Source organism: Mixta hanseatica, assembly GCF_023517775.1.
GTDB lineage: Bacteria > Pseudomonadota > Gammaproteobacteria > Enterobacterales > Enterobacteriaceae > Mixta > Mixta hanseatica.
Window position 1 is genome coordinate 2,898,098 of the sequence record NZ_CP082904.1, and the last position, 26,733, is coordinate 2,924,830.

Consider the following 26,733-nt stretch of genomic DNA (forward strand, 5'->3'; position numbering starts at 1 on the left):
CCATGGATCATTCGTTATGAATAAAATAAAAAAATTATTCCGAGCTGAAGCCATAAATTACCAACAGGAGAGATTTACCGGACATATTTTATTAACTAGACCTTTAAGTCTGACGGTTATCAGCGCTTTTTTTGTTATTTTAATTACAGCTATAATTATATTTTTTGTTTTTTTTACCTACACCAGAAAAACGCAGGTTAAAGGCGTATTACTTCCTGTTCAACGCATTATCAGAATTAGCGCTATTGAACCAAGTTTCGTTAATAAAGTGTTAGTACATGAGGGGCAAAAAATCGCCACTGGTGATCCCCTGTTTACATTATCGAATGAACGTTTTAGCTCAATTCAGGGAACAAACGGTGAAGAGATTCATAAATTGCTGCTGGAGCGTAAAGAAAATCTGGCAAAGGATTATCAGGTGATCAAAGCACAGCTTGCCTGGAAAAAAGCAGGCTTGCAAAAAAGGATTTCCAATTTAAACAAGGAAGAGCAGCTAACTATGGAGTCAATCAAAGTCCAAAAAGAACAGATAACGTTGTTTACCGATATTGTAAACCGCTATATTAAATTATTGCAGAATAATTTTGTGAGCCAGCTTGAATTAAATGAAAAAAAATCACAACTCTTCGTAAAAAAAAGTGATTCTATAGAATTAAAAAAGCAGTTAGCGGCTCTAACCAGAGAACAGGATAACGTTCGGTCTGAGCTTGAGCAACTATTATTACAGGAAAAGAGAGAATACTCACTTTACCAACGTGAAATCAACCTTATCCAAAAAGATATATTAGAAACGAACGCCCAAAAGAGTATGCATATTGTCGCACCTCAGAACGGAGTAATTAGCACAATCGTTATTTCTGAGGGGCAAAATATAGAAGAATATACGCTACTGGCAACGTTAATACCTGAAAATACAACCTTAGAGGCCAATCTGTTTATACCTTCAGATTCCATAGGATTTTTAAAACAAGGAATGCCTGTTTTATTACAGTATCAGGCCTATCCATACCAAAAATTTGGTCAGTATCGCAGCATTATCCATGAAATATCCCGCAACACTCTACAACCCAGTGATTTACTAAACCTTGGAATCAATGTCAAATCAGTAGAAAATCAAACGGCACTTTATCGTATTCGCTTAAAACTTGACAGCCAGGAAATAAAAGCTTATGGCATGAAATACCCATTAAAAACAGGTATGGAATTTTCAGCCAGCATTTTGTTAGAAGAGAGGAAAATATATGAATGGATTCTTGAGCCTTTATATAGCATCAGAGGAACTTTGTGATGGCATATAGTAAGTTAAACATCAATTTTAACTTAACCAGACGCTTGCCAGTAATATTGCAAACGGAAACTTCTGAGTGCGGACTGGCCTGTATAACTATGATCGCCAATTACTGGGGCTGTGATTATAATTTATTGGATATAAGACGGCGTTTTTTATTGTCATATCGTGGAACAACATTAAAAGATCTGGTTACTATTGCTGAAGATCTCCAGTTTACTTCCCGGCCTGTAAGAATAGAGCTGGAGCAGCTTCACCATCTGAAATGCCCATGTATATTACACTGGAACTTTAATCACTTCGTTGTACTGAAGAAAGCAAACCGTCGCTATCTTATTATCCACGATCCCGGCGTGGGTAACTGTAAAATTTCTTTCGGGAAATGTTCCCATCATTTTACTGGCATCGCGCTTGAATTAATGCCCAAACATTCCTTTAAGGAAGAAAAGAGCAGAATAAAAGTCTCTTTTTCTTCGGTTATGGGAAAAATAACAGGACTTAAAAAAGGTTTATTACAGCTGGTGTTACTGGGAATAATGTTACAATTTTGTACGCTTATGGGTCCCCTTTACTTACAATGGATAGTTGACGAAGCTATAGTTACCGCCGATCGCAACTTGATTATGGTTCTGGGTATTGGCTTTCTCCTACTCGTCTTTTTGCGCACCGCTATCGAAGCTATTCGTTCATGGTTAACAACCATTTTATCTACCCAGCTTAATTTCCAATGGGCGGGCAATGTTTTTTCTCATGTACTGAAACTACCTTTAGCGTGGTTCCAGCGGCGGCACTTAGGCGATATAACATCAAGATTTAATTCTATCCAGGAGATTCAGGACGGCCTAACCACCAAAGTCGTCACCGGTATTTTAGATGGTTTGCTCGTGATAAGTACGCTTTTAATGATGTTTCTATATAGCGCCAGGTTAGCTATTATTTCTTTTTTCGCCATATTACTCTATGCTGGATTAAGATGGCTAGCGTTCAAAAAACAGCGCTACGCTACTTCGGAATTTATCATTAACAGAGCTAACCAAGAAAGTTATTTTTTAGAATCTATGCGCGGCATACAAAGCATACGCCTGTATGGTAATGCGGAGTATCGTCATATAGGCTGGATAAATTTGTTAGCAAAAGAGTTCAACGCTAACCTGATACTGGAAAGATTAAGCATTTCTTTTCAGGCTGCAAATACGCTACTTTTTAATGCTGAAAGAATTATTATAATATGGCTGGCGGCTTTATTTATTTTAAACAATGAATTTTCTGTAGGTATGCTCCTTGCTTTTATGTCCTATAAAGAGCAATTAAGCGAGCGTATTGTTTCTTTGATTGATAACCTTTGTACTATAGCCATGTTAAAATTACACGTTGAGCGTCTGGCTGATGTTGTGTTTAGCCCGCCGGAAAAACACCCGCCATACCCGGAAACGTTTCATTACGATATTCACAAACTGACAACGCAGATAAAGTTAAGAAATGTCTGCTTTCGTTACTCCACTTATGAACCTTTTATCTTAGAAAATATCAACTTAACTATCCCAGCGAATCAGTCAATCGCTATTACCGGCCCGTCCGGTTGCGGAAAAACCACATTATTGAAATTATTATTAGGATTACTAACCCCAACAGCAGGTGTAATATTGATCGGTAATGTTCCCTTGACGCGCCTTAATGTTACCAGCCTCAGAACTATTATTGGCAGTGTAATGCAAGATGACCATCTATTTTCTGGCAGCATAGCCGATAACATCTGCTTCTTTGCTGCTGAGCCAGACAGGGAACGGATTGAGTCCTGCGCGGCGATGGCCGTTATTCATGATGAAATCTTAGCTATGCCCATGGGTTACAATACTTTGATTGGCGATATCGGTAGCGGTCTGTCCGGAGGGCAAAAACAGCGGATATTACTCGCCCGAGCGCTATACCGGCAGCCGAAAATACTGGCGCTGGACGAAGCGACAAGCCATTTAGATACAGGTAATGAACAGGCGGTAAATCGTATAATTTCGAAATTCAACTTAACCAAATTAATTGTTGCACACAGAAAAGAGACGATTATGATGGCTAACAGAGTACTCACAATAGAAAAAGCAAACATTATTTCTGATTACTACAATGAAAGAGCCAGTTAGCAGGTACTAATAGAACTTATTCTCGTCATACTTCAAGCTGCCTGTACGTTGGCTCGCCTTGCCTGTCTCACTCACTTACTACTGTAAGCTCCCGGGAATGTAATAGGAGACACCCTGTGAATTTTCTACGATTTCTATTAGCCTTTTCAATCATCTCTACGCAAGCAGCGGCAGGAAAAACGGCGCAATTCCGGGTGGATTTTGACAAAAACTTCAACCTTCCGCTAATATCACTGACGATTTACGGTGATGCACAGCGTTTTATTTTTGATACGGGAACCCAAAATGGCCTTCATCTTCCCGCCGAGATGATAAAGCAAATCCCCACCTTACGCCTGACCGATGACAAGCAGAAAAGCATTGACCTTGCAGGTCAGGTTTCTGAAACCCGTACCTTTTCGATTGATCGTCTCGATATTGCAGGGCTGCGCTTTAGCAATATAAATGGCACGGAATATAAGCCGTGGGGACTGGATTATGCCAGCCCGGCGGAAATCCAGCCGGAAACCGACACCCGGCAGCCCGATTATCCCGTTATCGGTCTGAGTTTTTTTCACGATCACATTATTACGTTAGATTTCTCCGCCAGCACTTTAATTATCGATGACGGTCAACAAACGGAACCAGCTTCTGCTGAAAATGACTGGATAGCTTTACCCTTTGTTTATAATCAGCATGAAGGAATAGTAATTTCTGTCAGCGACGGTGAGAAAGATTATAAGTTTATTCTGGATAGCGCAGCATCAACAACCGTTATCAGGTCCCGCGCGCTCGCTAATAGCACGGCGGTGAAACGTAACCAGGAAGATAAATATTCTTATATTGAAGTTACACCTACCGGGCTGCAACGCCTGGCGAAGCCTATTGAGGCGATTGTATTTGATTCCCTGCCTGATGCGTTTCAGGCCGACGGGCTGTTGGGGGTTAATTTTTTACAGCAGTACCTGATAAAAATTGATCAAAAAAATAAGCGGCTATGGCTGAAACCAGCGCACTCTGTTGCCGGTTAATCAGAGATCAGAGAAAGGCCAGACAAGCCGGCCTTTGATTTGGTTTTTATCCGCTATCTGAAAGGGAAGATTATTCCTCTTCGCCGTCCGCAATGTCATCGTCAGTTTCCACTTCCGGGGCGATATCCTCCTCCCCTTCCGCGACGCTGCCGTCAATGGCGTCCAGCTCTTCTTCTTCCACCGGCTCAGCAACGCGCTGCAGGCCGACCACGTTCTCATCCGCTGCGGTGCGGATCAGAATCACGCCTTGGGTGTTACGGCCAACAATGCTGACTTCCGACACGCGGGTGCGCACCAGGGTTCCGGCATCGGTGATCATCATGATCTGATCGCTGTCTTCCACCTGCACCGCGCCAATAACCGGCCCGTTGCGATCGGTTACTTTGATCGAGATAACGCCCTGCGTCGCACGCGACTTGGTTGGATATTCGCTGTTCGCGGTACGTTTACCGTAGCCATTCTGCGTTACCGTCAGGATGGCGCCTTCGTCACGCGGCACGATCAGCGAGACCACGCGATCCCCTTCCGCCAGCTTGATACCGCGCACACCGGAAGCAGTACGGCCCATGGCGCGCACTGCCTGCTCGGAGAAGCGCACTACTTTACCGGCGGCGGAGAACAGCATCACTTCGTTGCTGCCTTCGGTCAGCGCCACGCCGATCAGTTCGTCGTCTTCACGCAGGTTGACGGCGATGATACCGGCGCTGCGTGGACGGCTGAACTCGGTCAGCGAAGTTTTCTTCACGGTGCCGCTGGCGGTCGCCATAAAGATATTGGTGCCTTCGGTGTATTCACGCACCGGCAGAATGGCGGTAATACGCTCGTTGGCTTCCAGCGGCAGCAGGTTGACGATAGGACGTCCACGCGCGCCACGGCTCGCTTCCGGCAGCTGATAGACTTTCATCCAGTAGAGTCGGCCACGGCTGGAGAAGCAGAGGATGGTATCGTGCGTATTCGCCACCAGCAGACGATCGATAAAGTCCTCTTCCTTGATGCGCGCCGCCGATTTACCCTTACCGCCGCGACGCTGCGCTTCGTAATCGGTAAGCGGCTGATACTTCACGTAGCCCTGATGCGACAGGGTGACTACCACATCTTCCTGGTTGATCAGATCTTCGATATTGATATCGGCGCTGTTGGCGGTAATTTCGGTACGGCGCTGGTCGCCAAACTGGTCACGAATCGCTTCCAGCTCTTCACGGATCACTTCCATCAGGCGCTCGGCGCTTTCCAGAATGTGGATCAGCTCGGCAATCTGCTCCAGCAGCTCTTTGTACTCGTCCAGCAGCTTCTCATGTTCCAGACCGGTCAGCTTTTGCAGACGCAGATCAAGAATGGCTTGCGCCTGCTGCTCGGTCAGGTAGTAGCGACCTTCGCGAATGCCAAACTGCTCTTCCAGCCACTCGGGACGTGCGGCGTTATCGCCCGCGCGTTCCAGCATGGCGGAAACGTGGCCCAGCTCCCACGCCTGCGCAACCAGCCCGGCTTTCGCTTCGGCCGGCGTCGGCGCGCGGCGGATAAGCTCAATGATCGGGTCGATATTCGCCAGCGCAATCGCCAGGCCTTCCAGGATATGCGCGCGATCGCGCGCCTTGCGCAGCTCATAGATCGTACGGCGCGTCACCACTTCACGGCGGTGGCGAACGAAGGCTTCAAGAATATCCTTCAGCGCCATAATTTTCGGCTGACCCTGATGCAGCGCCACCATGTTGATACCGAAAGAGACCTGCAGCTGAGTCAGCGAATAGAGGTTATTCAGCACCACTTCCGCCACTGCATCGCGCTTCACTTCGATCACGATGCGCATGCCGTCTTTATCGGACTCATCACGCAGCGCGCTGATGCCTTCGATACGCTTATCTTTCACCAGCTCAGCGATTTTCTCGATCAGGCGCGCTTTGTTGACCTGATAAGGAATTTCGTGAATGACGATGGTTTCGCGACCGGTTTTGGCATCGGTTTCCACTTCGCCGCGGGCGCGGATATAAATTTTACCACGGCCGGTGCGATAGGCTTCTTCGATACCGCGACGACCGTTGATGATAGCGGCAGTAGGGAAATCCGGTCCCGGGATATGCTCCATCAGCCCTTCAACGCTGATATTTTCATCGTCGATATAGGCCAGACAGCCGTTAATCACTTCGGTCAGGTTGTGCGGCGGAATGTTAGTCGCCATACCTACCGCGATACCGGACGAGCCGTTAACCAGCAGGTTAGGCACTTTGGTCGGCAGTACTTCCGGAATCTGTTCGGTGCCGTCATAGTTCGGCACGAAATCAACGGTCTCTTTATCCAGATCCGCCAACAGTTCGTGGGCAATTTTCGACATGCGTACTTCGGTGTAACGCATCGCCGCGGCGGAGTCGCCGTCGATGGAACCGAAGTTGCCCTGCCCATCCACCAGCATATAACGCAGCGAGAACGGCTGCGCCATACGCACGATGGTGTCATAGACGGCGGAATCGCCGTGCGGGTGATATTTACCGATGACGTCGCCAACGACACGGGCTGATTTTTTGTAAGGTTTGTTCCAGTCGTTCCCCAGCACGCTCATGGCAAAAAGCACGCGGCGATGGACAGGTTTCAGGCCATCGCGAACATCTGGTAATGCACGGCCAACGATGACCGACATGGCGTAATCGAGATAAGAGCTTTTCAGTTCTTCTTCGATATTAACCGGTGTGATTTCTCTGGCAAGGTCGCTCATGGAGCCGCTATCCCTCTACATTTATCCCGGATTTAAAGGTGCGAAAGTATATCACATTGCAAGCATTCGGTGAACGGAAAGCAGCGTTTTAAGCGCGCTTTCCCCTTTGGCGCGCCGTGCCGATTGCTGCGAGAAGATGTATACTCCGGGAAACTTTGTCAGGAGTAGAAAAAGATGAATGCGAGAGCGCAGATGAACAATGTGGATCAGGCTGAAATCGCCAAATTTGAAGCGGTGGCGTCACGCTGGTGGGATCTGGAAGGCGAGTTTAAACCACTGCATCGCATTAATCCGCTGCGCCTTGGCTATATTGCCCAGCACGCGGGCGGCCTGTTCGGCAAAAAAGTGCTGGATGTCGGCTGCGGCGGCGGGATCCTCGCCGAGAGTATGGCGCGCGAAGGCGCGCAGGTTACCGGCCTGGACATGGGCGCGGAACCGCTGGAAGTGGCGCGCCTGCATGCGCTGGAAAGCGGCGTAAAGCTGGATTATGTGCAGCAAACGGTAGAAGACCACGCAGAGCAACATGCCGGCAGTTATGACGTGGTGACCTGTATGGAGATGCTGGAGCATGTGCCGGACCCGCGTTCGGTTGTGCTGGCCTGCGCCCGTCTGGTGAAACCGGGCGGCGATGTCTTTTTCTCAACCATTAACCGCAACGCGAAATCCTGGCTGATGGCGGTGGTCGGCGCGGAATATGTGCTGCGGATGGTGCCGCGCGGCACGCATGATGCGAAGAAATTTATTCGTCCGGCAGAGCTGCTGCACTGGGTGGATGAAACGCCGCTGCGCGAAAAGCACATTATCGGCCTGCACTATAATCCGCTGCGCGATAGCTTCCGCCTGGCGCCTGGCGTGGACGTTAACTATATGCTGCATACGCGCCACGGCGACAGCTGATCGACTATCGCGCAGCGTTGACCGGGCGAGGCTATGCGCCCGGTTAATCATCCCCTTCCGGTTAATGTCCTGGCGTGCGGCTTTCGCGCCAGCCAGTAATACCATTAGCCGAACTCAGCAAAGCGGTAATTTCACTACTGCGGCGAAAAGGCGGCGACAATCGTTAAGATCAAGGCGCGTCAGAATTTATATTGTAAACCAATACGCAGGCGTGTCTGGCGTTCATCCGTAGTTTTACGCACGCTAACATCGCCGACTTCAATATAGGGCGCCCAGCTTTGATTAAATTTCCATAACGCCTTTATATTTTGCTCGTAGTCCCATTTTTTATTATTAAAGCGCACCTGATCGCTATGCTTGTAGATATAATTATATTCTACCTTCCAGTCAGTAAAATCGTAGCCCAGCCATATTTCACCGCGGTTGGTTTTCATATCCTCTTTATCAGATTCGCTTTCACGGGTGTATTCATAGCGATAACGGCCATTAATATAGATGCCGTTAGGAAATTCATAACCGGTCATTAAAAAGGGTTTATAGATACTCTGTTCATCATTAGATTCAAGGGTAAACCCCGGCTGCACGAACCAGGGTTTAATCGGGCGAAACTGGTAGTTCAGCGTATTTTCTGTGCCGTCGCTGATCAGGTCGTGAAAAGCTTTATTTTCATCGCCGCCGCCCGATTTCCACTTGGCTTCCAGAGTAAAACCGATGCCGTTATCAAAGCGGTGCGATACGGCAACGCGATCTTTATGTATTTTTCGGTCATCCAGCCATTCATGACGTAAATCGATAATCACTGCCGAAGCGTGGGTCGAAGCCAGCAGCAACCCGCAGCACAATAACGTCTGTTTATTCATTGCGTAATCCCATCAGTATTGATTCAGAGGTTTTTTTATAATTTTATTAAGTTCGATGCGTTATTTTTCGCTTAATAAAAATGCGTTATCTTTTTCAATATTTCCTGTTACCACATCGGCATATTTTACCGCGTTATGCCGCAGTGACAAATTTCCGGCGAACAGCCCCTGTTTATCGGGCTGGGTATAAGGCCCGGCGCGGAAGATAAAATTAAAACGCCGGTTATTCACGGCGATATTATTTTTCACCATCAGCCTGCCTGGATTAAAATTATCGGTGAATCCATCCATGCCATTTTCTATCGCTACGCTGTCGGTTATGCGATGCGCAACCGGGATCCCTTCACCGCCGAGCTTGAAGCCGTTGTTGGTATTGCGTAACGCGACGCTATGCTCAATGCTGATCACGCCATTGGCACCATCTTCAATCTTATTGAACAGATCAAAACCGTCATCAGCATTATCATGCGCAAAGCAGGCTAACAGCCGATTCCCCTCGCCCACGCGCATTTTCACCGCGAAGCCATCGGCATTGATGCGGCCGGGATCCTGGTTTCCCCAGGATTCGGCATGAGCAATCAGGTTATGACTGGCCCACAGCGCCCGCCCAACACCTGCCGGAGAAGCGATCCAGATTCCGGTATCATCCGCATGATGAGCAACAACATGGCGGATCTGATTATGGCTGCCGGAGATATTAAAACTCTTTTCGGTTATCTCGATATGTTCAATATCCCAATAGCTGGCCGGAAGATTTAATCCATGAAAAACTACCTTTCCCGCCAGCGGCCTGAGCTTTTTCAACTGCTCAACGCTGCCGCTGCTGGAGGCGGCCAGCGTCGTTAATGCGTAGTCGCCCGGCGCCAGCCACAGCGTACCGCCCGGAGCCAGCAGCGCCGCCGCCGTAGCGACATCAAGTGGATGTTGTTGGCTGCCGTCGTTCTGCGCTTTTCCCTGCGGAGAGGCGTAGAGACGACTAACATCCGCGACGCTCTGCCGCGTAACGATCAGGCTATCCTGCAACACCTTGCCCTGTCGGGTCTCCAGCCGGTAATCGATACGCGTGCTATCAGCGCTTAGGGTCAGCGGCAGGCTTAGCATCTCTCCCGCTTTTAACGAACGATCCTGCAGATGCACCACGCCATTACTGCTTACCGTTATCTGCCCGTCATCGCTGCTACGCAGCTGAAACCGATAGCCTGAGGTAGCGGAAACAGCCGCTGAAGCGATTTCAACGCTCGCGGGCGGTTGTGGGCTGACAAACGGCTGGCGTGCCTGTGTCTGGTGCTCGCTGAGCGTCAGGCTGGCGCTGTGTACGGTAATGCGGGCATTGCGTGAAGCAAAAAAGCCGACGTAATACGCGTCTGGCTCCAGCACCGTTACCCGCTCCGCGTCTGTCGTCTGCTGGCTATGCCATTTATCGCTGCCTGCTGGCGCCCATGCGGCGCTAAAGCCGGCATCGGTGCGCGTCAGGCGCAGCCGAAAACGCGGCGTCTGGTTGAGGTCGATACCCGACTGGTAAGGCTGACGTTTGATCTCCACGCCGGTATTCCCCCACGCCTGAATGACGCCGTTACGGGAAATGAGCGTGGCCTCTACCTGATGGTGCGAGCGCATTTCAACGGCAGTTATCGCATTCATCACCATATTGGCGGCAGCAGGAAACTCTTCATAACCAGGCTGTGCCGGATCGTGACGGGCTTTGCCGAGCGTATCGCGCACCAGCAGTCCTGCGCCCTCCTGCCCAGCCGGTAGCGCGCCGTTTTCAGGCCCAAACTGATCGACGCTGATTTCGGCCTCCAGTTGCATATTGGCGTTAGCTGGCAGACGGGTGTAATAGAAGGTCAATCCATCATGGCTGTTGCCAATTTTTCCGCCGCGACTTTCCAGGATAGCGGGAAGCCGTAATTTTTCGCCTTTTGCGCCTGCACGGCTGCCATCAGTAAAGCTCACCTGATTCAGCCCCACTTTTTCCGGCAGAACATTGGTAGCGAAATTCACATCGGTTGACTGACCAAAGGTAATCGCGTGCCATTCCAGCGAAGCGGTTGGCGGTAAAGCCGCTGCCGCGCCATTGCTGGCAATCACTAACCCTAAAAAAGCCTTGTACATTATCTTTCCTTCAGACGTAAGCATCCTGGCCCACCCGATAGATGGGCCTTAACCAAGGATTTAACGTGTGACGTTATGCCTGGGGTGCCTGCTTCGGCTCCGACTCTGGCGTGTTTGCGCTGACCAGCGGAGCCAGCTTCATCTTCTGGCAGATAGCGCTGCGGCCCCAGCACTGCTCGTAGGGATAGCCCACCAGCGCCTCGATAACCTCCCGGACTTCCGGTTTGATATCGCTCTGCGCACCGCCCGCTTTGATGCGCGCCACCTCTTCCAGCACCACCAAATGCGTTTTGCGGTTAAGCAGCATCTGTCGGCTGAAAACAATGGCAATAAGGGCCAGGCCAATCACCCCGCCAAAGAACACCCATGATATCGCGTGCATTGCCGTTTCAGGCTGAGTATGGGATTTCGACTGAAAGCCGTAATAGCTGAGGATAGCGCCCATCACAAATACAATAATCGAACGCATGATCTTACCGGAGAAGGTCATCGCCCCGGCGTAGATGCCTTCACGGCGGCGGCCGGTAAAGACCTCATCGACATCCGCCAGGAAGGTGTAGACCGTCCACGGAATGTAATAGACGCCGCCGGTGCCAAGGCCGAAAATAACGGTGATTGCCACAATAGCGATGGTCGCCATCTGCGGCGGCAGGTTGAAAAAGTGCAGCAGGGAATAGCAGCAGACGGCGAAAATCACGATGCTCAACGCCCAGATATAGGGTTTGCTGAAGCCGCGTTTCACACACAGCGCAATAAAGATGGCGGTAGAACAAAGCTGCAAAATGGCGTTCAGGCTATTCAGCCCGGCAAGAATGGCCGGATCGTACAGCAGAACAAACACCACGTAATAGGTAAATACCGAAGCGAACAGCCACTCCGCGCCAAAGCCAAACAGATACATGCCCAAATGTTTACGGAACACGCGCAAATAGAAGGTGGATTGCATATCTCGCGCCAGCGCGGTCAGGGTCTTCCACAGCGATTGCTTCTGCCGTACCTCTTTTATGCCGGTCTCTTTGCGTTCCCAGCTAAACCAATAAAGCAGGCCCACGGCAATAAATAAAATAACGCCGTAGGTAATACCGGTATAAAGGAACGGCTGCGCCGATTCCTTGCCATACAACAGAATAAACTGGCCCGGGATTAACGCGGCGAGGAAATTAGCGATTTTACCAAATATCGCTTTATAACCGGTGAGTTTGGAACGCAGGGCAAAATCATCCGTCATTTCGGTGGCCAGCGTTTCATACGGCACCATAACGGAGGTATAAATAAGCTCAAAAATAACGTAGGTGGTCAGGTAATACCAAAAGCCAAAGCCCTCAACCCACAGCAGCGGATAAAACACCATCAGCGGCGCACCGATTAACAGGAAAAAGCGCCGACGGCCGAAACGTTTACCCAGCCAGGTATTACCGAAGTTATCGGTTAGATAACCCATTATTGGATTACTGATGGCATCGATAATGCTGGCGACCGAAAAGATAAACGAGGCCTCCAGCAAAGAGAGACCGCAAAAGGTAGTGTAAAAGTAGAGCAGCCAGGCGCCGGCGATCGCTAACGCGCCGCTGCCCAGCAGATTGCCACCGCCATAGGCCAGTTGATGACCCAGCGTGATTTTTCTGTTGTGTCCCAGAGGTATTGATTTTTTTATCATGATTGTCGGCCTTTATATTATTGAACCGCTGTTTCATTTTAAATGAAGTGCTTTTTTATATATTTATAAGGCGCGCAATAATGTGATTAACACCGCATTAAAATCACCTTAATGCGCAACACATAAGCGACAGAAAGGTATTCGCCGAAGCGGCAAAAGGAGAAGATTGAAATTTATAGTGATTAATCAGAAGCTTATGAAGTGATCACGCTAACAAGATGAGGACAATAAGACGGCTTAAGCAGAACTTAGGTAAGAAAATATTTCTGATTTAGCGAGCCGGGTCACAAGGTTAAAAAACGCTCAGCTTTTCACTTGAAATTTTCAGGCGGATTAAATTTGAGGTCGGCAACCGCCCATAACCAAAGGTTATACAGGCGAACGCCGATGCACGTCCGCGCATTTTTACATCAGGGCGTAGACCTTTTCTCCAGAAAAAAAAGGGAAATTTTGCATGCTGAACAAGAACCAGGCGCTCGATCAAATTCTAACGTTTTTTTTTCAAAGGATTGACATCCGCAGTCCGCCTTATGAAACGTGGACTTAGGAAAATAGCCAGCCTGCGATCACGAATTTTTTGCGAAAATCAAGGCTTGTTAAGACGCGATTAATTACTAGAATACTCACCATCTTGTTGTTCATTTACTCCTCACCCCCTATATATAGTGTTTATCCACAGAGTTACTCACAAAGAGCAAGCTGTGTATAAACGGGGGATATTTTTTCACGGACAGGTATAACGCGACATGAATCAGAGTCTGCTCGTCACTAAACGCGATGGCCGCAAAGAGCGCATCAATCTGGATAAAATCCACCGGGTTCTCGACTGGGCTGCGGAAGGTCTGCAAAACGTTTCCGTTTCTCAGGTTGAGCTGCGTTCCCACATCCAGTTCTACGACGGCATTAAAACCTCCGATATTCACGAGACTGTCATCAAAGCCGCCGCCGATCTGATCTCGCGTGACGCGCCGGATTACCAATATATGGCCGCGCGCCTGGCGATTTTCCACCTGCGTAAAAAAGCGTACGGCCAGTTCGAGCCGCCGGCGCTTTACGATCAGGTGGTGCGCATGGTTGACATGGGCAAATACGATCGTCACCTGCTGGAAGACTACAGCCGCGAAGAGTTTGAGCTGATGGACAGCTTTATCGACCACTGGCGCGATATGAACTTCTCTTATGCGGCGGTTAAGCAGCTGGAAGGCAAATATCTGGTGCAGAACCGCGTCAGCGGCGAGATCTATGAAAGCGCCCAGTTTCTTTATATTCTGGTCGCGGCCTGCCTGTTTTCGAACTATCCGCGCGAAACGCGTCTGGATTACATCAAGCGTTTCTACGACGCGGTATCCACTTTTAAGATTTCGCTGCCGACGCCGATCATGTCCGGCGTGCGCACCCCTACCCGTCAGTTCAGCTCTTGTGTGTTGATCGAGTGCGGTGACAGCCTGGATTCCATTAACGCCACCTCCAGCGCCATTGTGAAATATGTTTCCCAGCGAGCCGGTATCGGCATCAACGCGGGCCGTATTCGCGCGCTGGGCAGCCCAATCCGCGGCGGCGAAGCATTCCATACCGGCTGTATTCCGTTCTACAAACATTTCCAGACCGCAGTGAAATCCTGTTCACAGGGCGGCGTGCGCGGTGGCGCGGCAACGCTGTTCTACCCGATGTGGCATCTGGAAGTAGAAAGCCTGCTGGTGCTGAAAAACAACCGTGGTGTGGAAGGCAACCGCGTTCGTCATATGGATTACGGCGTTCAAATCAACAAGCTGATGTATCAGCGCCTGTTGAAAGGTCAGGATATTACCCTGTTCAGCCCGTCTGACGTACCCGGCCTGTATGACGCCTTCTTTGCCGATCAGGATGAGTTTGAGCGTCTGTACACCAAATATGAGCAGGACGACAGCATCCGCAAACAGCGCGTGAAAGCGGTCGATCTCTTCTCGCTGATGATGCAGGAACGCGCCTCAACCGGCCGTATCTATATTCAGAACGTCGACCACTGCAACACCCACAGCCCGTTCGACCCGTCGATCGCGCCGGTGCGCCAGTCTAACCTGTGCCTGGAAATCGCGCTGCCGACCAAGCCGCTGCTGGATGTGAATGACGAAAACGGTGAAATCGCCCTTTGTACGCTGTCCGCCTTTAACCTGGGTGCGATCGACAGCCTGGACGATCTGGAAGAGCTGGCGACGCTGGCGGTACGTGCGCTGGACGCCCTGCTCGACTATCAGGATTACCCGATTCCGGCGGCGAAACGCGGCGCGATGGGCCGTCGTACCCTGGGCATCGGCGTCATCAACTTCGCCTACTATCTGGCGAAGCACGGCGTGCGCTATTCCGATGGCAGCGCTAACAATCTGACGCACCAAACGTTTGAAGCTATTCAGTATTACCTGCTGAAAGCCTCTAACGAACTGGCGAAGGAACAGGGTGCCTGCCCGTGGTTTAACGAAACCACCTATGCGCAGGGCATTATGCCAATCGACACCTATAAGAAAGACCTGGATGCCATCTGCAACGAGCCGCTGCATCTGGACTGGGATGCGCTGCGTGAATCAATCAAAACGCACGGTCTGCGTAACTCTACGCTGTCCGCGCTGATGCCGTCTGAAACCTCTTCGCAGATTTCAAACGCTACCAATGGTATTGAGCCGCCGCGCGGTCATATCAGCATTAAAGCCTCGAAAGACGGCATCCTGCGTCAGGTGGTGCCGGAGTATGAGCGCCTGAAAGAGAGCTATGAACTGCTGTGGGAAATGCCAAACAACGACGGCTATCTGCAGCTGGTGGGCGTGATGCAGAAATTTATCGATCAGGCGATCTCGGCTAACACCAACTACGATCCGTCACGCTTTGCCAACAGCAAAGTGCCGATGAAGCAGTTGCTGAAAGATCTGCTGACCGCCTATAAGTTCGGCGTCAAAACGCTTTACTACCAGAACACCCGCGACGGCGCGGAAGATGCGCAGGATGACATCGCCCCATCGATTCAGGATGACGGCTGTGAAAGCGGCGCCTGTAAGATTTAATCGGGTCTGGCCGGACGCTATCCGGCCATGACGCTTCTTTTGGCCACGTTCGTTACGTGGCCGCAACATGGCAGGCCGTGCGATGCGCGGTCAAAACGGCTGTCAGCGCCCTGCCCCCGGCGGCAAGGCCAGCCTGTTCCGTTAGCATGTGGAATCAACTATGGCTTACACCACTTTTTCTCAGAATAAAAACGATCAGCTGCTGGAGCCGATGTTTTTCGGCCAGTCGGTTAACGTTGCGCGTTACGATCAGCAAAAATATGACATTTTTGAAAAGCTGATTGAAAAGCAGCTCTCCTTCTTCTGGCGTCCGGAAGAGGTCGACGTCTCGCGCGATCGCATCGATTTCCAGGCGCTGCCGGATCACGAAAAGCATATTTTCATCAGCAACCTGAAGTATCAAACGCTGCTGGATTCCATCCAGGGCCGTAGCCCAAACGTTGCGCTGCTGCCGCTGATTTCGATCCCGGAGCTGGAAACCTGGGTAGAGACCTGGGCCTTCTCAGAAACCATTCACTCGCGCTCTTATACGCATATTATTCGTAATATCGTTAACGACCCGGCGCTGGTGTTTGATGACATCGTGACCAACGAGCAGATCCTGAAGCGCGCCAGCGATATTTCCGGCTACTATGACGACCTGATCGAGATGACCAGTTACTGGCATCTGTTGGGCGAAGGCACCCATCAGGTTAACGGCAAAACCGTGACCGTTAACCTGCGTGCGCTGAAAAAGCAGCTCTATCTCTGCCTGATGAGCGTTAACGCGCTGGAAGCGATCCGCTTCTATGTCAGCTTTGCCTGCTCCTTTGCGTTTGCCGAGCGCGAACTGATGGAAGGCAATGCGAAAATCATCCGTCTGATCGCCCGTGATGAAGCGCTGCACCTGACCGGTACTCAGCATATGCTGAACCTGATGCGCAGCGGCGAAGACGATCCGGAAATGGCTGAGATCGCGCAGGAGTGCCGCCAGGAGTGCTACGACCTGTTCAAGCTGGCCGCCGTGCAGGAGAAAGAGTGGGCGGAATATCTGTTCCGCGACGGCTCAATGATCGGTCTGAACAAAGACATTCTCTGCCAGTATATTGAATACATCACCAATATTCGTATGCAGGCGGTGGGGCTGGATCTGCCGTTCCAGACGCGGTCCAACCCGATTCCGTGGATTAACGCCTGGCTGGTTTCCGATAACGTACAGGTGGCGCCGCAGGAAGTGGAAGTCAGCTCTTACCTGGTCGGTCAGATTGACTCCGAAGTGGGCGAAAACGATTTCGACGACTTCCAGCTGTAATGATGGCCGGGAATCGTATCACGCTGCGCATCTCTGGTGCGCAGCTTGAATATACCGATGAGCACCCTTCTCTGCTGGCGGCGCTGGAAGCGCATAATGTCTGCGTGGAATATCAGTGCCGCGAAGGCTACTGCGGTTCTTGCCGCACCCGCCTGATTAAAGGGGAAGTAAGCTACGCCGGTCAGCCGCTGGCCTTTATTCAGCAGGGCGAAATTCTGCCCTGCTGCTGCAAAGCCAATGGTGATATAGAAATAGAGCTGTAGAAACACAATGCCCGTTATTCCGCCAAAGCCCAACTTTTCGTTGGGCTTTGGCTTTTTTACGCCTTGAGCGTTTCCACCACGTCGACCCAGCCGTGGCCGGTAGAAACATCCATGCCGTGCAGCCAGCGACGCAGCATATTCATCGCCATCATCGCCACCAGTTCCTGGCGCGTTCTTAATGTATGGCGCTGATTATTGAATTTCACCTGCTGACCAAAGGTGCCATCCGGCGTATGCAGCGCAAAACCGAGCTGCTCATCCTGTAATGCGCCCACCAGCAGCGCCAGCGACGCCTGCTGCGCGCGTGCCCGTTCCTGCGCTTGCGCGACCAGCTGCGAAAGCGTCTCTTCTGTGGCAGGCAATACCTCGCCCGCCTGACAGGGCACGCCGCCGCCGCTAAGCTGCCACTGCAGCAGACCCGCGCTAAACTGCTCGCTGACGGTTAATGTCAGCTGGCGCTCGGTTAACTGCTGCGCCAGCAGCGCCGGCAGCCCCTGCGTGCCTTCAAACAGCGTGCATTCCGCCAGCTGTAAACGCACCTGCTGCCAGACCTGCTCCATCGCTACCCGCTGCGCGGCCGGACCGGTCAGCTTGATTTCGATAATCGGCGCGGAAGAGCGATAGCCCATGACCACTCCTTCCGGCAGCGTTAGCGGCTCCAGCTCTGCCGCCAGATCGCTTTCGCCGCGGCCAAAGGTGGTCAGACGCAGGCAGAGCGGCGGCTCCGGCAGCGCAAAGCGCGCCTGCAAACGCGGCAGGATTTGCTGTTCCACCATCACTTTAAATTCCGACGGCACGCCGGGGGTAAAGAAGATCCAACAGTCATTGAGCGTAACTGCAAAGCCGCAGGCGGTACCCACCGGGTTATCAATCAGTTCACTGCCGGCCGGGATCTCCGCCTGCTTGCGATTGCTGGCCGCCATCGGGCGACCGCGGCTGGCAAAAAAAGCCTCGATCTTTTCCAGCCAGGCGGGCTGTAATTCCAGTTCCACGCCGCAGGCATTTGCCGCCGCCTGTGCGCTCAAATCATCGCTGGTCGGCCCCAGACCGCCGTTAACGATCAGCACATCGGCGATGCGGCTACGCTCGGTTAACGCTTCCACCAGCGCAGAGAGGCTGTCGCCGACGGTGGCGCGGCTGGTCATCGGCAGGCCCTGTTGAAACAGCGTATCCGCCAGCCAGGCAGCATTGGTATCAATAATCTGACCGTGCAGCACTTCATCGCCCGTTGAGAGCATTTCCACTCTAATCACGTCACGTCCCTCGTTTGGTTATTGCTTTTACTGTAGGAAGGCACGTCGGTGAATACAACCGCTAACGTACAGTTTCAGAGATAGCAGCGATAGCTTTTGCCAGATTGTCAGCGCGGCGCAGCGGCAGCAAAATAGCGCAAACAATAGGTTTACCCAATCAAAAACGGGTTTTACCTCGGTTAAACCTTTGACAATCACACCGATAGAGAATTGCCACATGAATAAAAAAGGTCTTACTACCGCTTCAGGCGCGCCGGTTGCCCATAACAATAACTCTATGTCTGCCGGACGCCGTGGCCCACTGCTGTTACAGGATGTCTGGCTGTTGGAAAAGCTGGCGCACTTCGATCGTGAAGTGATCCCCGAGCGCCGCATGCATGCCAAAGGCTCAGGCGCTTACGGCACCTTTACCGTAACCCAGGACATTACCCGCTTTACCCGCGCCAAACTCTTTTCTGAAGTGGGCAAAAAAACCGATCTCTTTATTCGTTTCTCTACCGTAGCTGGCGAGCGTGGCGGTGCTGATGCCGAGCGTGATATTCGTGGTTTTTCCATGAAGTTTTACACTGAGGAAGGCAACTGGGATCTGGTCGGCAACAATACCCCGGTGTTCTATCTGCGCGATCCGCTGAAATTCCCGGATCTTAACCACGTGGTAAAACGCGATCCGCGTACTAACCTGCGTAATCCGACCTACAAGTGGGATTTCTTCTCCCATCTGCCGGAAGCGCTGCATCAGCTAACCATCGACTTTAGCGATCGCGGCCTGCCGCGTTCTTACCGCCATATTCACGGTTTCGGCAGCCATACCTATAGCTTTATCAACGATCAGCAGGAGCGCTTCTGGGTTAAATTCCATATGCGTTGCCAGCAGGGCGTGAAAAACCTGATGGATGAAGAGGCGGCGCAGCTGATCGCCCGCGATCGTGAAAGCTCTCAGCGCGATCTGTTTGAATCGATCGAACGCGGCGATTTCCCGCGCTGGAAGTTCTACGTGCAGGTGATGCCGGAGAAAGAAGCATCGCAGACGCTGTACAACCCGTTTGATTTAACCAAGGTATGGCCACATGCCGACTATCCGCTGATTGAAGTCGGCGAGTTCGAACTGAACCGTAACCCGGACAACTATTTCGCCGAAGTTGAGCAGGTGGCGATGAGCCCGGCGAACGTGGTGCCCGGCATCGGCTTCTCGCCGGACCGCATGCTGCAGGGGCGTCTGTTCTCCTATGGCGATGCGCACCGTTATCGTCTGGGCGTGAATCACCATCAGATTCCGGTGAACGCGCCGAAATGTCCGTTCCATAGCTATCACCGCGACGGCGCTATGCGCGTAGACGGCAACAGCGGCAATGGCGCGACCTATGAACCGAACAGTTTCGGCGTATTTCAGGAGCAGCCGGACTTCAGCGAGCCACCGCTGTCGCTGGAAGGTGCCGCCGATCACTGGAACCATCGTGAAGATGACGACTACTTCAGCCAGCCGCGCGCGCTGTTTAATCTGCTGAGCGAAGAAGAGCACCAGCGTATGTTTCAGCGTATCGCCGGTGAACTGGTGCAGATCCCGGAATTTATTCAGCAGCGGCAGATTGCGCTGTTCCGTCAGGTAGATGAAGCCTACGGCACCGGAGTGGAAGCCGCGCTGCGCGCGCTGCAGGGGTAAGCGCGTTCTTTGTAGATATTAAGTGAACCGTTTGCAGCCCAACCGCAAGGTTGGGCTTTTTATTGTTTGCTTAGAGGAACCATTGAGGCTTCACGCCGAACCTCACCGAAAGCGCTTTAATGTGAGAAATAGTTAAAGAACGCTGCCCGGAAAGGATTTGGCTCACCAATGATTTGGAACCAATCTCTTGCTTCAGATCGGAGTAAGAGAGCTTATGCTGATCAATCAGCGTGCGCAGTAGCGCAACCCCCACCGGCATTTCTTCTACCGCCTTGTTGAACGCTGCAAAATGCTCGCTGTTATCTTCATAAGCAGCGATTTTTACCGTCAGAAAGTCAATCAGTGGATTTTCGTCGTCATTGTCGATCAGGTAGTTTACCAACGCCAGCGCGTCACGATAGTCCTTCTCAGAAACACTGCTCCCGAGAAAAGGGACAGCAGCTACCAGCTGTTTCGTTGCTTCAATAGCTTTTGTGGTGTCGGCGATCATTCTTTATTCTCCCGATAGTAGCGAGTCAGCTTATCGTATTCAGTGTGGGTAGCGATGTGCTTAACGTAGAAGCGCTTATTCACAAAATTGATGTAAACGATCACTCTCAAGTGATTACCCCCAACATCTAAAACCCACCATTTGTTGCGATACTTAAAATTATCGAGACTTGGCACTGCAGCACGTAGTTCATCAGGCGATTTAAAATCGGTTTCGCGAACCAGTCGATATAGTGCCTTTATTGCTGTGGCATCATTTGGAAAGAGCCGTGCCGCTTGCTCAAATGGTTCTTTGGAAATAACGTGCATTGAGAGATTCCCTTCAATCGTTCACATTATGTGAACACTGTAACGTATATTAACCACCTGGGCAATGCGGAAAACAGGCGGAATTTCCTGTCACTGGACGTTGTACTGCTGGATTCAGTCACCCTGCTGCTGCGCCTGTAGCCATTGAGCCAGCTGTTGTCGCGATAGTTTGATGCCGCCCTGAGTAAATCCTTCCGGCAGCGTCAGCCAGCGGACTGGGCGCTGAAAGCTGGCTAACTGCTCCCGCGCCCAGGCGGCGACGCTTTCCAGCGTCCTGCCCGGCGTCAGCATCAACAGCGCCACCGGCCTTGCGCCCCACTCTTCATCCGCCTGCGGCATAATAAACGCCTGCATCACCGCTGGATGGCGCATTAACAGGCTTTCGATCGCTTCCGGCTGCACCGCCTCGCCGCCGCTGAAAAACAGGTTATCCTTGCGCCCCAGCACCTGCAGTTCGTCCTGCTGCCAACGCCCCAGATCGCCAGTGGCAAACCAGCCGTGCGGATTAATCAGCGGCTGCAGTTGCCCGTCGCGCCAGTAGCCGCTGGCTAAGGTTGCGCCGCGAAGCCAAATTTCGCCGTCGACAATCCGCACCTCGCGCCCGCTCAACGCCTTGCCGACGCCGGGCCGGTTGTTCGCGCGTTTGCCGCATACCGTGGCCGCGCTTTCCGTCAGGCCGTAGCCGCACCAGCAACTGATGCCCGCCGCTTCGGCGCGCGCCACTAAATCCGGTGGGATCGCCGCGCCGCCGAGTAACGTCGCCTTCAGCGCAGCGGGCCGCTGCGGCTGCTGTAACAGTCGCCACAGCTGGGTTGGCACCAATGAGGCAAAACTGCAGCCGCAGAGTGCCTGCGGCAGCGGCGCATCCGAGAGCATCAGACAGGCGCCCGCCAGTAGCCAGCGCCAGACAATCCCCTGCCCTGAAACATGACAGAGCGGCAGCGACAGCAGCCAGCTTTCGGCTGCGTTAAAATTCATCAGCTGATTAACGCCCGCCGCGCTGTGCAGCAGTGCCTGAAAAGTATGCGCCGCCGCCTTTGGCAGACCGGTAGAACCGGAAGTCAGCGTTAACGTGGCGATCGCCTCAGGACGCCAGGCCGCCGGCGAGGCCGCCTGCTGCGGCGCAGATTTTATCCGCAGCGCGGCCGGAACAGGATGCGGCAAACCGGGCAGGTTATCGGGCAGCAACTCAGCCAGATCCAGCATAAAATCAGGGCGCAGAGATCTCAGCAGCGGTTGCAGCGTGGCCGGCGGCAGCTGCGGATTAAGCGGCAATACCCGCGCGCCCGCCTGCAGTAACGCCAGCCAGGAAAGCAACAGCGGCAGGCTATTTTTACCACGCAGCGCCACCAGCGCGCCGCTGCTCGCGCCCTGGCGCTGGAAACCAGCGCAGAGCCGATCCAGCCGCGCTGCCAGCGCCCGCCAGCTTAGCGGTCCGGCGTCCGTCTGCAGCGCCACCGCCGTCGGGGTAGTTTGCGCCCATACGCGCCACGGGAAATCAGTTAATAAATGCGCGTCCACGCGGTCGGCTCCTGTAACGGCAGCTCACAGCCGGGCCAGCGCCGTACCAGCTGCTGACGCATCAGGGTTAGCGTGTCCAGACCGGGCGGCGACTGCGGCGTTAGCCAGTGCGCCAGGCGCGCCAGCTGCGTCAAACCCAGACTCGATTCCAGCGCCGAGCTGATAACTACCTGTAATCCCAGCCGCCGCGCCTCGCCGATCAGTTGCTGAACGTGCGCGATACTGCCGGTTAAGGTGGGCTTAATCACCAGCGCAGCCAGCCCCGGAGCGGCCTGCAACCTGAAATCGGGCTGGCGCAGGGTTTCATCCCAGGCAAGAGCGATGCCCCATTCAGCGGCAAACTGTAAGCTTTCGGCAGGGGTGCAGCAGGGCTCCTCGATAAAGGCAATGCGCGCGCGCTGCGGCGGCGTCAGACGGAGCGCGAACTGGCGCGCCTTTTCCAGCGTCCAGCTGCGGTTAGCGTCAAGACGCAGCTGCAAATCGGGCAACGCTTCCAGCAGCAGGCTGACCTGCAAACCATCGCGTATCGCCTCATACAGGCCGACTTTCATCTTGGCGCAGGGAGATTTCCGCGCCTGTAGCTGCAACAGCAGCGCGTCGGGATCGCCGTGACACAGCTGCACGCTGCGCCAGGCGCCGGTTGACGGCAGCTGCCCCGCCAGTTCTGCGCAGGCGCAGCTCAGGCCAAAGGCCACCGAAGGCAGCGGGCTATCAGCCACTGGCTGCGTGGTAAGCCACTGCGTCAGCCAGGTTTCGCAGGCTTGCTGCGCCTGCTCCAGCGTTTCGCTGCTAAAGCCTGGCAGCGGCGCGATCTCTCCCCAGCCCTGTCGATCCTGCTGCTGTAGCATCACCAGCAGCCCTTCCCGCTGCGTCAGGCGGCGATCGCGCAGCACGACGCCGCTCTCCATCGGTATGACATAACGCCACAGCTTCGCCTGACGCATCAGGGATTACGCCTGAACTGGCTAAAATCGGGCTGGCGCTTCTGGTTAAAGGCGTTGCGCCCTTCCTGTCCCTCTTCGGTCATATAAAATAGCATGGTGGCGTTACCCGCCAGCTCCTGCAGCCCCGCCTGTCCGTCACAGTCGGCATTCAGCGCCGCTTTCAGACAGCGCAGCGCCATTGGGCTGTTATGCAACATCTCGCGACACCAGCGCACCGTTTCCGTCTCCAGCTGCGCCAACGGTACGACAGTGTTTACCAGCCCCATTGCCAGCGCCTGCTGCGCATCGTACATGCGGCACAGAAACCAGATTTCACGCGCTTTTTTCTGCCCAACGATGCGCGCCATATAGGAAGCGCCCCAGCCGCCATCGAAAGAGCCGACTTTCGGCCCGGTTTGCCCGAAGCGGGCGTTATCCGCCGCGATGGTAAGATCGCACAGCATATGCAGCACGTGTCCGCCGCCAACCGCGTAGCCCGCCACCATCGCCACCACCGGTTTCGGACAGTTACGGATTTGGCGCTGAAAGTCGAGGACGTTGAGGTGATGCGTGCCGCTCTCATCCTGATAGCCGCCGTAATCACCGCGCACTTTCTGGTCGCCGCCTGCGCAGAAAGCCTGCTCCCCTGCGCCGGTAAGAATAATCACGCCGATCCCGGCGTCATAACGCGCATCCTGCAGCGCCAGCATCATCTCCTGTACGGTCAGCGGCCGAAACGCATTGCGCACCTGCGGACGATTAATGATGATTTTGGCGATGCCCTCCGGTGATTTGTGATAGCGGATATCGCTGAAATCGCCGCTGCAGTCGTGCCATTCCACCGGCGCGGTAAGCTGTTGTTCATCAGGGTAAAGCATAGGGTTCTCCAGAATTCAGACTGGCTGACGCAGCAGCTGCGTCAGCCGATCGCTAAAGGCGGCAGGACTGACGCGATGGGCATTGTGTCCGGCAGCCGGAATGGTATGCAGCGGCAGACGGGCCTGTAAGGCCAGCTGAATAAATTTGTTATCCCATTCACCGCACAGGTAGCTGAAAGGCACCGGCAGTTGCTGGAGTTCAGACAGCAGGTTGGGCTGACGGCTTAATGAGGTCGCCTGCAGCATTGCCGCCAGCGCGTGGCCGTCTCCCGCGCTGCGCTGGCTGACCAGGGCGTTGCGCTGCTGCTCGGTCAGTTCGTTAAACAGTGGTTGACGATACCAGGCCCGCAGCGCAGCGGGCAGCGGCAGCTGGCGGAAACGGTTCATCCACAGCGTGTCATGGGCAAAGCGCGCCTGACGCTGCTCTTCGTCCGCCAGCCCCGGGTGCCCCGCCTCCACCACCAATCCACACAGGCCCGGCTGCGCCGCGCGACAGGCGTAATACATCGCCGTGCGACCGCCGAGAGAGTAGCCGATCAGCCAGTAGTGGCGAATCTGGTAATGATGCAGCGTGGCGCCGATGCGCTCACTGAGTTCCGGGAAGCCGCTAACGCGTTGCGCGCAGGATCCGCCGTGACCGGGCAGATCGATGCTCAGCATCGGCCAGTCGATAAACGCCTGTTGTACCGGCAGCCAGTCCTGCTGGTTACCAAGGAAACCGTGCAGCCAGACCAGCGTCGGCTTGCTGCTGCGCCGGTGCCCTTGCCAACGGGCGTGCAGGATCATAGCGCCGCTCCCATCGCCACCAGACGGGCGAACGTTTCGGCGCCGCCATCCGGCGCTACGCTAAGTTCCACCAGCGTGCCGCCCGGCTGCGTGAAGCCTTGCTGAACGGCATGATGTAACGTTTCCCAGGCGGCGACATGCTGATAATCCAGGCCAAACATCTGTGCCGCTGGAGCAAAGCTGACCGACTGCGGCAGGGTAAAAAAGCGCTCCCGCTCGCTGACGGGCGTCGGCAACAGGGAAAAAATGCGCCCGCCGTTGTTGTTTACCACCACCAGCACCAGCGGCGCGGCCAGCTGACGCAGCAGCGCCAGACTATTTAAATCATACAGAGTGGATATATCCCCCAGCAGCGCCAGCGTTGGCCGGGGCTGGCCGCGCTGGATACCGCTTAACGTGGCGATCAGGCCATCGATTCCGCTGGCTCCGCGATTACAGTAAACCGGATAGCCTGCCGGCAGCTGCGCCAGCGCGTCCACCAACCGCACCAGCAGGCTATTGCCGAGAAACAGCTGCCCTTCCGGCGGCAACAATTCCGCCAGGCGATACGCCAGCTGCGCCTCTGGCTCGTCCTGGACCACAGCGCTGACCTGACGCTGCAAGGCGGCGGCCAGCTGGTTAAGCGCCGGCGCCCAGGGCGCGGCCGGCGCGGCCGGGTGCGCGTTAATCCAGCTGCCGATCTGGCTGACGATACGTCGTCCCGGCTGATTGCCCGGATCGCGCCGCCCCGGCAGCGCATCGATCAGCCACCACTGTTGCGGACGCGCCCGCTGCTGCCACTGTAACAGGCGCTTGCTAATCAGGTTGGCGCCAAACTGTACCACCAGTTCTGCCTCGTTCAGCTGCGCCTGCGCCTGTGGGCTGTTAAGCCATAAATCGGCGCCGGGCAGCGGCTGACCGGTTTGCGACTGAATATCCGCCAGCAGCGGCCAGCCCAGCGTCGCCGCCCACTGCGCCACTGCTGCGCCCTCTTCGGCACGCATTTTTCCGGCGATTGCCACGCCGCGTTTTTGCCGCCAGCGGTGCCAGTCACTTTGCCGCGTCTGAGGTTCTGGTACGCTGTGGGTTACCCACGGCACCGTCTGCGGCATCCACGCCTCCAGCGGCGTCAGCCACTCGCGCCAGGCGTCATCTTCCGTACCATACAGCGGTTCGGCAAACGGGCAGTTAACATGCAATGCGCCCGTGTTGGCGGTGGCAATCGCGTCATCCAACGTCGCTGCTAACCAGCGGGCGGTAATTTCAGGGGTAGGTCGTGGCAAATCACAGCGGCGGGCAAAATGAGAAAAGATGCCTGGCTGGAGGATGGCCTGATTGGCGCCGCAGTTAATCAGTTCCGGCGGACGGTCGGCGCTCAGCACAATTAGCCGCTCGCCGGTTAGCTGCGCTTCAATCACCGCGGGCAACAAATTCGCCACCGCGGTGCCGGATGTCACAATCAGCGCCACGGGGGTTCGGGAAGTTTTCGCCAGGCCAAGCGCTAAAAAACCCAGCCCGCGTTCATCAAAATGGGTATGGCAGATTAAGGCAGATTCGGCCGCCGCCAGCGTGAGCGGCGCAGAGCGCGAGCCGGGCGCGATACAGATATGATGCACCTGATGACGCGTCAGTGTAGTGATAATCACCTGCGCCCAACGGCGGTTGAAGCTACTGTCAGACATA

Annotated in this window: 20 protein-coding genes; 8 read left to right on the forward strand and 12 right to left on the reverse strand. The window is 53.7% G+C overall.

Features of this window, described 5'->3' with window-relative positions:
* The first annotated feature begins 16 nt into the window (after window positions 1-16).
* The 3 genes from K6958_RS13795 (at window position 17) to K6958_RS13805 (ending at window position 4,433) form a co-directional block, all read left to right on the forward strand.
* On the forward strand, window positions 17-1,288 hold the full coding sequence (locus K6958_RS13795; RefSeq protein ID WP_249891661.1) for an HlyD family secretion protein: 1,272 nt from the start codon (window positions 17-19) through the stop codon (window positions 1,286-1,288).
* Window positions 1,288-3,423 (forward strand): peptidase domain-containing ABC transporter, encoded by a 2,136-nt coding sequence (locus tag K6958_RS13800; protein ID WP_249891663.1) that lies wholly within the window; start codon window positions 1,288-1,290, stop codon window positions 3,421-3,423. Before K6958_RS13795 ends, K6958_RS13800 begins: the two co-directional genes overlap by 1 nt.
* A 116-nt stretch (window positions 3,424-3,539) precedes the next feature.
* Window positions 3,540-4,433, forward strand: a complete 894-nt coding sequence (locus K6958_RS13805; protein ID WP_249891665.1) for a pepsin/retropepsin-like aspartic protease family protein — start codon at window positions 3,540-3,542, stop codon at window positions 4,431-4,433.
* A gap of 70 nt (window positions 4,434-4,503) precedes the next feature.
* Here the strand turns inward: K6958_RS13805 and gyrA are convergent, their stop codons facing one another.
* Entirely contained in the window at window positions 4,504-7,140 is a 2,637-nt protein-coding gene (gene gyrA, locus K6958_RS13810) for a DNA topoisomerase (ATP-hydrolyzing) subunit A (RefSeq protein ID WP_249891666.1), read from the reverse strand.
* A gap of 174 nt (window positions 7,141-7,314) precedes the next feature.
* On the opposite strand from gyrA, the gene ubiG reads away from it, so the two are divergent.
* Window positions 7,315-8,037 carry a bifunctional 2-polyprenyl-6-hydroxyphenol methylase/3-demethylubiquinol 3-O-methyltransferase UbiG gene (gene ubiG / locus K6958_RS13815; RefSeq protein ID WP_249891668.1) on the forward strand — a complete coding sequence of 241 codons (723 nt, stop codon included), beginning with the start codon at window positions 7,315-7,317 and terminating at the stop codon, window positions 8,035-8,037.
* 179 nt (window positions 8,038-8,216) lie between these two features.
* Here ubiG and K6958_RS13820 read toward each other — a convergent pair whose 3' ends face one another.
* The 3 genes from K6958_RS13820 to K6958_RS13830 all read right to left on the reverse strand — a co-directional run bounded on the left by K6958_RS13820 (window position 8,217) and on the right by K6958_RS13830 (window position 12,666).
* Window positions 8,217-8,897 (reverse strand): oligogalacturonate-specific porin KdgM family protein, encoded by a 681-nt coding sequence (locus K6958_RS13820; protein ID WP_249891670.1) that lies wholly within the window; start codon window positions 8,895-8,897, stop codon window positions 8,217-8,219.
* 60 nt (window positions 8,898-8,957) lie between these two features.
* Entirely contained in the window at window positions 8,958-11,009 is a 2,052-nt protein-coding gene (locus K6958_RS13825; RefSeq protein WP_249891672.1) for a right-handed parallel beta-helix repeat-containing protein, read from the reverse strand.
* A gap of 73 nt (window positions 11,010-11,082) precedes the next feature.
* Entirely contained in the window at window positions 11,083-12,666 is a 1,584-nt protein-coding gene (locus tag K6958_RS13830) for an MFS transporter (RefSeq protein ID WP_249891673.1), read from the reverse strand.
* Between the two features lie 746 nt (window positions 12,667-13,412).
* On the opposite strand from K6958_RS13830, the gene nrdA reads away from it, so the two are divergent.
* From nrdA to yfaE, 3 genes are all read left to right on the forward strand, one after another.
* Window positions 13,413-15,698, forward strand: a complete 2,286-nt coding sequence (gene nrdA, locus K6958_RS13835) for a class 1a ribonucleoside-diphosphate reductase subunit alpha (protein ID WP_249891675.1) — start codon at window positions 13,413-13,415, stop codon at window positions 15,696-15,698.
* A 160-nt stretch (window positions 15,699-15,858) separates the two neighbouring features.
* The gene (gene nrdB, locus K6958_RS13840; protein WP_085071046.1) at window positions 15,859-16,989 is read left to right on the forward strand and encodes a class Ia ribonucleoside-diphosphate reductase subunit beta; all 1,131 of its coding nucleotides are present in this window, start codon (window positions 15,859-15,861) and stop codon (window positions 16,987-16,989) included.
* A gap of 2 nt (window positions 16,990-16,991) precedes the next feature.
* Window positions 16,992-17,252 carry a class I ribonucleotide reductase maintenance protein YfaE gene (gene yfaE, locus K6958_RS13845; RefSeq protein ID WP_249894696.1) on the forward strand — a complete coding sequence of 87 codons (261 nt, stop codon included), beginning with the start codon at window positions 16,992-16,994 and terminating at the stop codon, window positions 17,250-17,252.
* Window positions 17,253-17,308: 56 nt separating this feature from the next.
* Here the strand turns inward: yfaE and K6958_RS13850 are convergent, their stop codons facing one another.
* Window positions 17,309-18,505 carry a nicotinamide mononucleotide deamidase-related protein YfaY gene (locus tag K6958_RS13850; RefSeq protein WP_249891677.1) on the reverse strand — a complete coding sequence of 399 codons (1,197 nt, stop codon included), beginning with the start codon at window positions 18,503-18,505 and terminating at the stop codon, window positions 17,309-17,311.
* Between the two features lie 217 nt (window positions 18,506-18,722).
* Here K6958_RS13850 and K6958_RS13855 point away from each other — a divergent pair, with 217 nt between their 5' ends.
* Entirely contained in the window at window positions 18,723-20,165 is a 1,443-nt protein-coding gene (locus K6958_RS13855) for a catalase (protein WP_249891679.1), read from the forward strand.
* 70 nt (window positions 20,166-20,235) lie between these two features.
* On the opposite strand, the gene K6958_RS13860 is transcribed toward K6958_RS13855, so the two are convergent.
* The 7 genes from K6958_RS13860 to menD form a co-directional block, all read right to left on the reverse strand.
* Window positions 20,236-20,655 carry a helix-turn-helix domain-containing protein gene (locus K6958_RS13860; RefSeq protein ID WP_249891683.1) on the reverse strand — a complete coding sequence of 140 codons (420 nt, stop codon included), beginning with the start codon at window positions 20,653-20,655 and terminating at the stop codon, window positions 20,236-20,238.
* Complete coding sequence (locus K6958_RS13865; protein WP_249891684.1) at window positions 20,652-20,963, reverse strand: type II toxin-antitoxin system HigB family toxin; 312 nt, start codon at window positions 20,961-20,963, stop codon at window positions 20,652-20,654. Before K6958_RS13865 ends, K6958_RS13860 begins: the two co-directional genes overlap by 4 nt.
* 114 nt (window positions 20,964-21,077) lie before the next feature.
* Window positions 21,078-22,484 carry an o-succinylbenzoate--CoA ligase gene (gene menE / locus K6958_RS13870; protein ID WP_249891685.1) on the reverse strand — a complete coding sequence of 469 codons (1,407 nt, stop codon included), beginning with the start codon at window positions 22,482-22,484 and terminating at the stop codon, window positions 21,078-21,080.
* Window positions 22,466-23,428 (reverse strand): o-succinylbenzoate synthase, encoded by a 963-nt coding sequence (menC, locus tag K6958_RS13875; protein WP_249891686.1) that lies wholly within the window; start codon window positions 23,426-23,428, stop codon window positions 22,466-22,468. Before menC ends, menE begins: the two co-directional genes overlap by 19 nt.
* Entirely contained in the window at window positions 23,428-24,285 is an 858-nt protein-coding gene (gene menB, locus K6958_RS13880) for a 1,4-dihydroxy-2-naphthoyl-CoA synthase (protein ID WP_249891687.1), read from the reverse strand. The genes menC and menB overlap by 1 nt, the downstream gene beginning before the upstream one ends.
* A gap of 15 nt (window positions 24,286-24,300) precedes the next feature.
* On the reverse strand, window positions 24,301-25,071 hold the full coding sequence (gene menH / locus K6958_RS13885) for a 2-succinyl-6-hydroxy-2,4-cyclohexadiene-1-carboxylate synthase (RefSeq protein WP_249891688.1): 771 nt from the start codon (window positions 25,069-25,071) through the stop codon (window positions 24,301-24,303).
* Window positions 25,068-26,732, reverse strand: coding sequence for a 2-succinyl-5-enolpyruvyl-6-hydroxy-3-cyclohexene-1-carboxylic-acid synthase (gene menD / locus K6958_RS13890; protein ID WP_249891689.1), 1,665 nt, complete (start codon window positions 26,730-26,732; stop codon window positions 25,068-25,070). The genes menH and menD overlap by 4 nt, the downstream gene beginning before the upstream one ends.
* Between the last annotated feature and the right edge of the window lies 1 nt (window position 26,733).

What these genes read in the sequence shown, in the direction of transcription:
- K6958_RS13795 (WP_249891661.1), top strand. Translation starts at nt 17, where the DNA reads ATGAATAAAATAAAAAAATTATTCCGAGCTGAAGCCATAAATTACCAA.
- K6958_RS13800 (WP_249891663.1), top strand. Translation starts at nt 1,288, where the DNA reads ATGGCATATAGTAAGTTAAACATCAATTTTAACTTAACCAGACGCTTG.
- gyrA (WP_249891666.1), bottom strand. Translation starts at nt 7,140, where the DNA reads ATGAGCGACCTTGCCAGAGAAATCACACCGGTTAATATCGAAGAAGAA.
- ubiG (WP_249891668.1), top strand. Translation starts at nt 7,315, where the DNA reads ATGAATGCGAGAGCGCAGATGAACAATGTGGATCAGGCTGAAATCGCC.
- K6958_RS13820 (WP_249891670.1), bottom strand. Translation starts at nt 8,897, where the DNA reads ATGAATAAACAGACGTTATTGTGCTGCGGGTTGCTGCTGGCTTCGACC.
- K6958_RS13825 (WP_249891672.1), bottom strand. Translation starts at nt 11,009, where the DNA reads ATGTACAAGGCTTTTTTAGGGTTAGTGATTGCCAGCAATGGCGCGGCA.
- K6958_RS13830 (WP_249891673.1), bottom strand. Translation starts at nt 12,666, where the DNA reads ATGATAAAAAAATCAATACCTCTGGGACACAACAGAAAAATCACGCTG.
- nrdA (WP_249891675.1), top strand. Translation starts at nt 13,413, where the DNA reads ATGAATCAGAGTCTGCTCGTCACTAAACGCGATGGCCGCAAAGAGCGC.
- nrdB (WP_085071046.1), top strand. Translation starts at nt 15,859, where the DNA reads ATGGCTTACACCACTTTTTCTCAGAATAAAAACGATCAGCTGCTGGAG.
- yfaE (WP_249894696.1), top strand. Translation starts at nt 16,992, where the DNA reads ATGGCCGGGAATCGTATCACGCTGCGCATCTCTGGTGCGCAGCTTGAA.
- K6958_RS13855 (WP_249891679.1), top strand. Translation starts at nt 18,723, where the DNA reads ATGAATAAAAAAGGTCTTACTACCGCTTCAGGCGCGCCGGTTGCCCAT.
- K6958_RS13860 (WP_249891683.1), bottom strand. Translation starts at nt 20,655, where the DNA reads ATGATCGCCGACACCACAAAAGCTATTGAAGCAACGAAACAGCTGGTA.
- K6958_RS13865 (WP_249891684.1), bottom strand. Translation starts at nt 20,963, where the DNA reads ATGCACGTTATTTCCAAAGAACCATTTGAGCAAGCGGCACGGCTCTTT.
- menC (WP_249891686.1), bottom strand. Translation starts at nt 23,428, where the DNA reads ATGCGTCAGGCGAAGCTGTGGCGTTATGTCATACCGATGGAGAGCGGC.
- menB (WP_249891687.1), bottom strand. Translation starts at nt 24,285, where the DNA reads ATGCTTTACCCTGATGAACAACAGCTTACCGCGCCGGTGGAATGGCAC.
- menH (WP_249891688.1), bottom strand. Translation starts at nt 25,071, where the DNA reads ATGATCCTGCACGCCCGTTGGCAAGGGCACCGGCGCAGCAGCAAGCCG.
- menD (WP_249891689.1), bottom strand. Translation starts at nt 26,732, where the DNA reads ATGTCTGACAGTAGCTTCAACCGCCGTTGGGCGCAGGTGATTATCACT.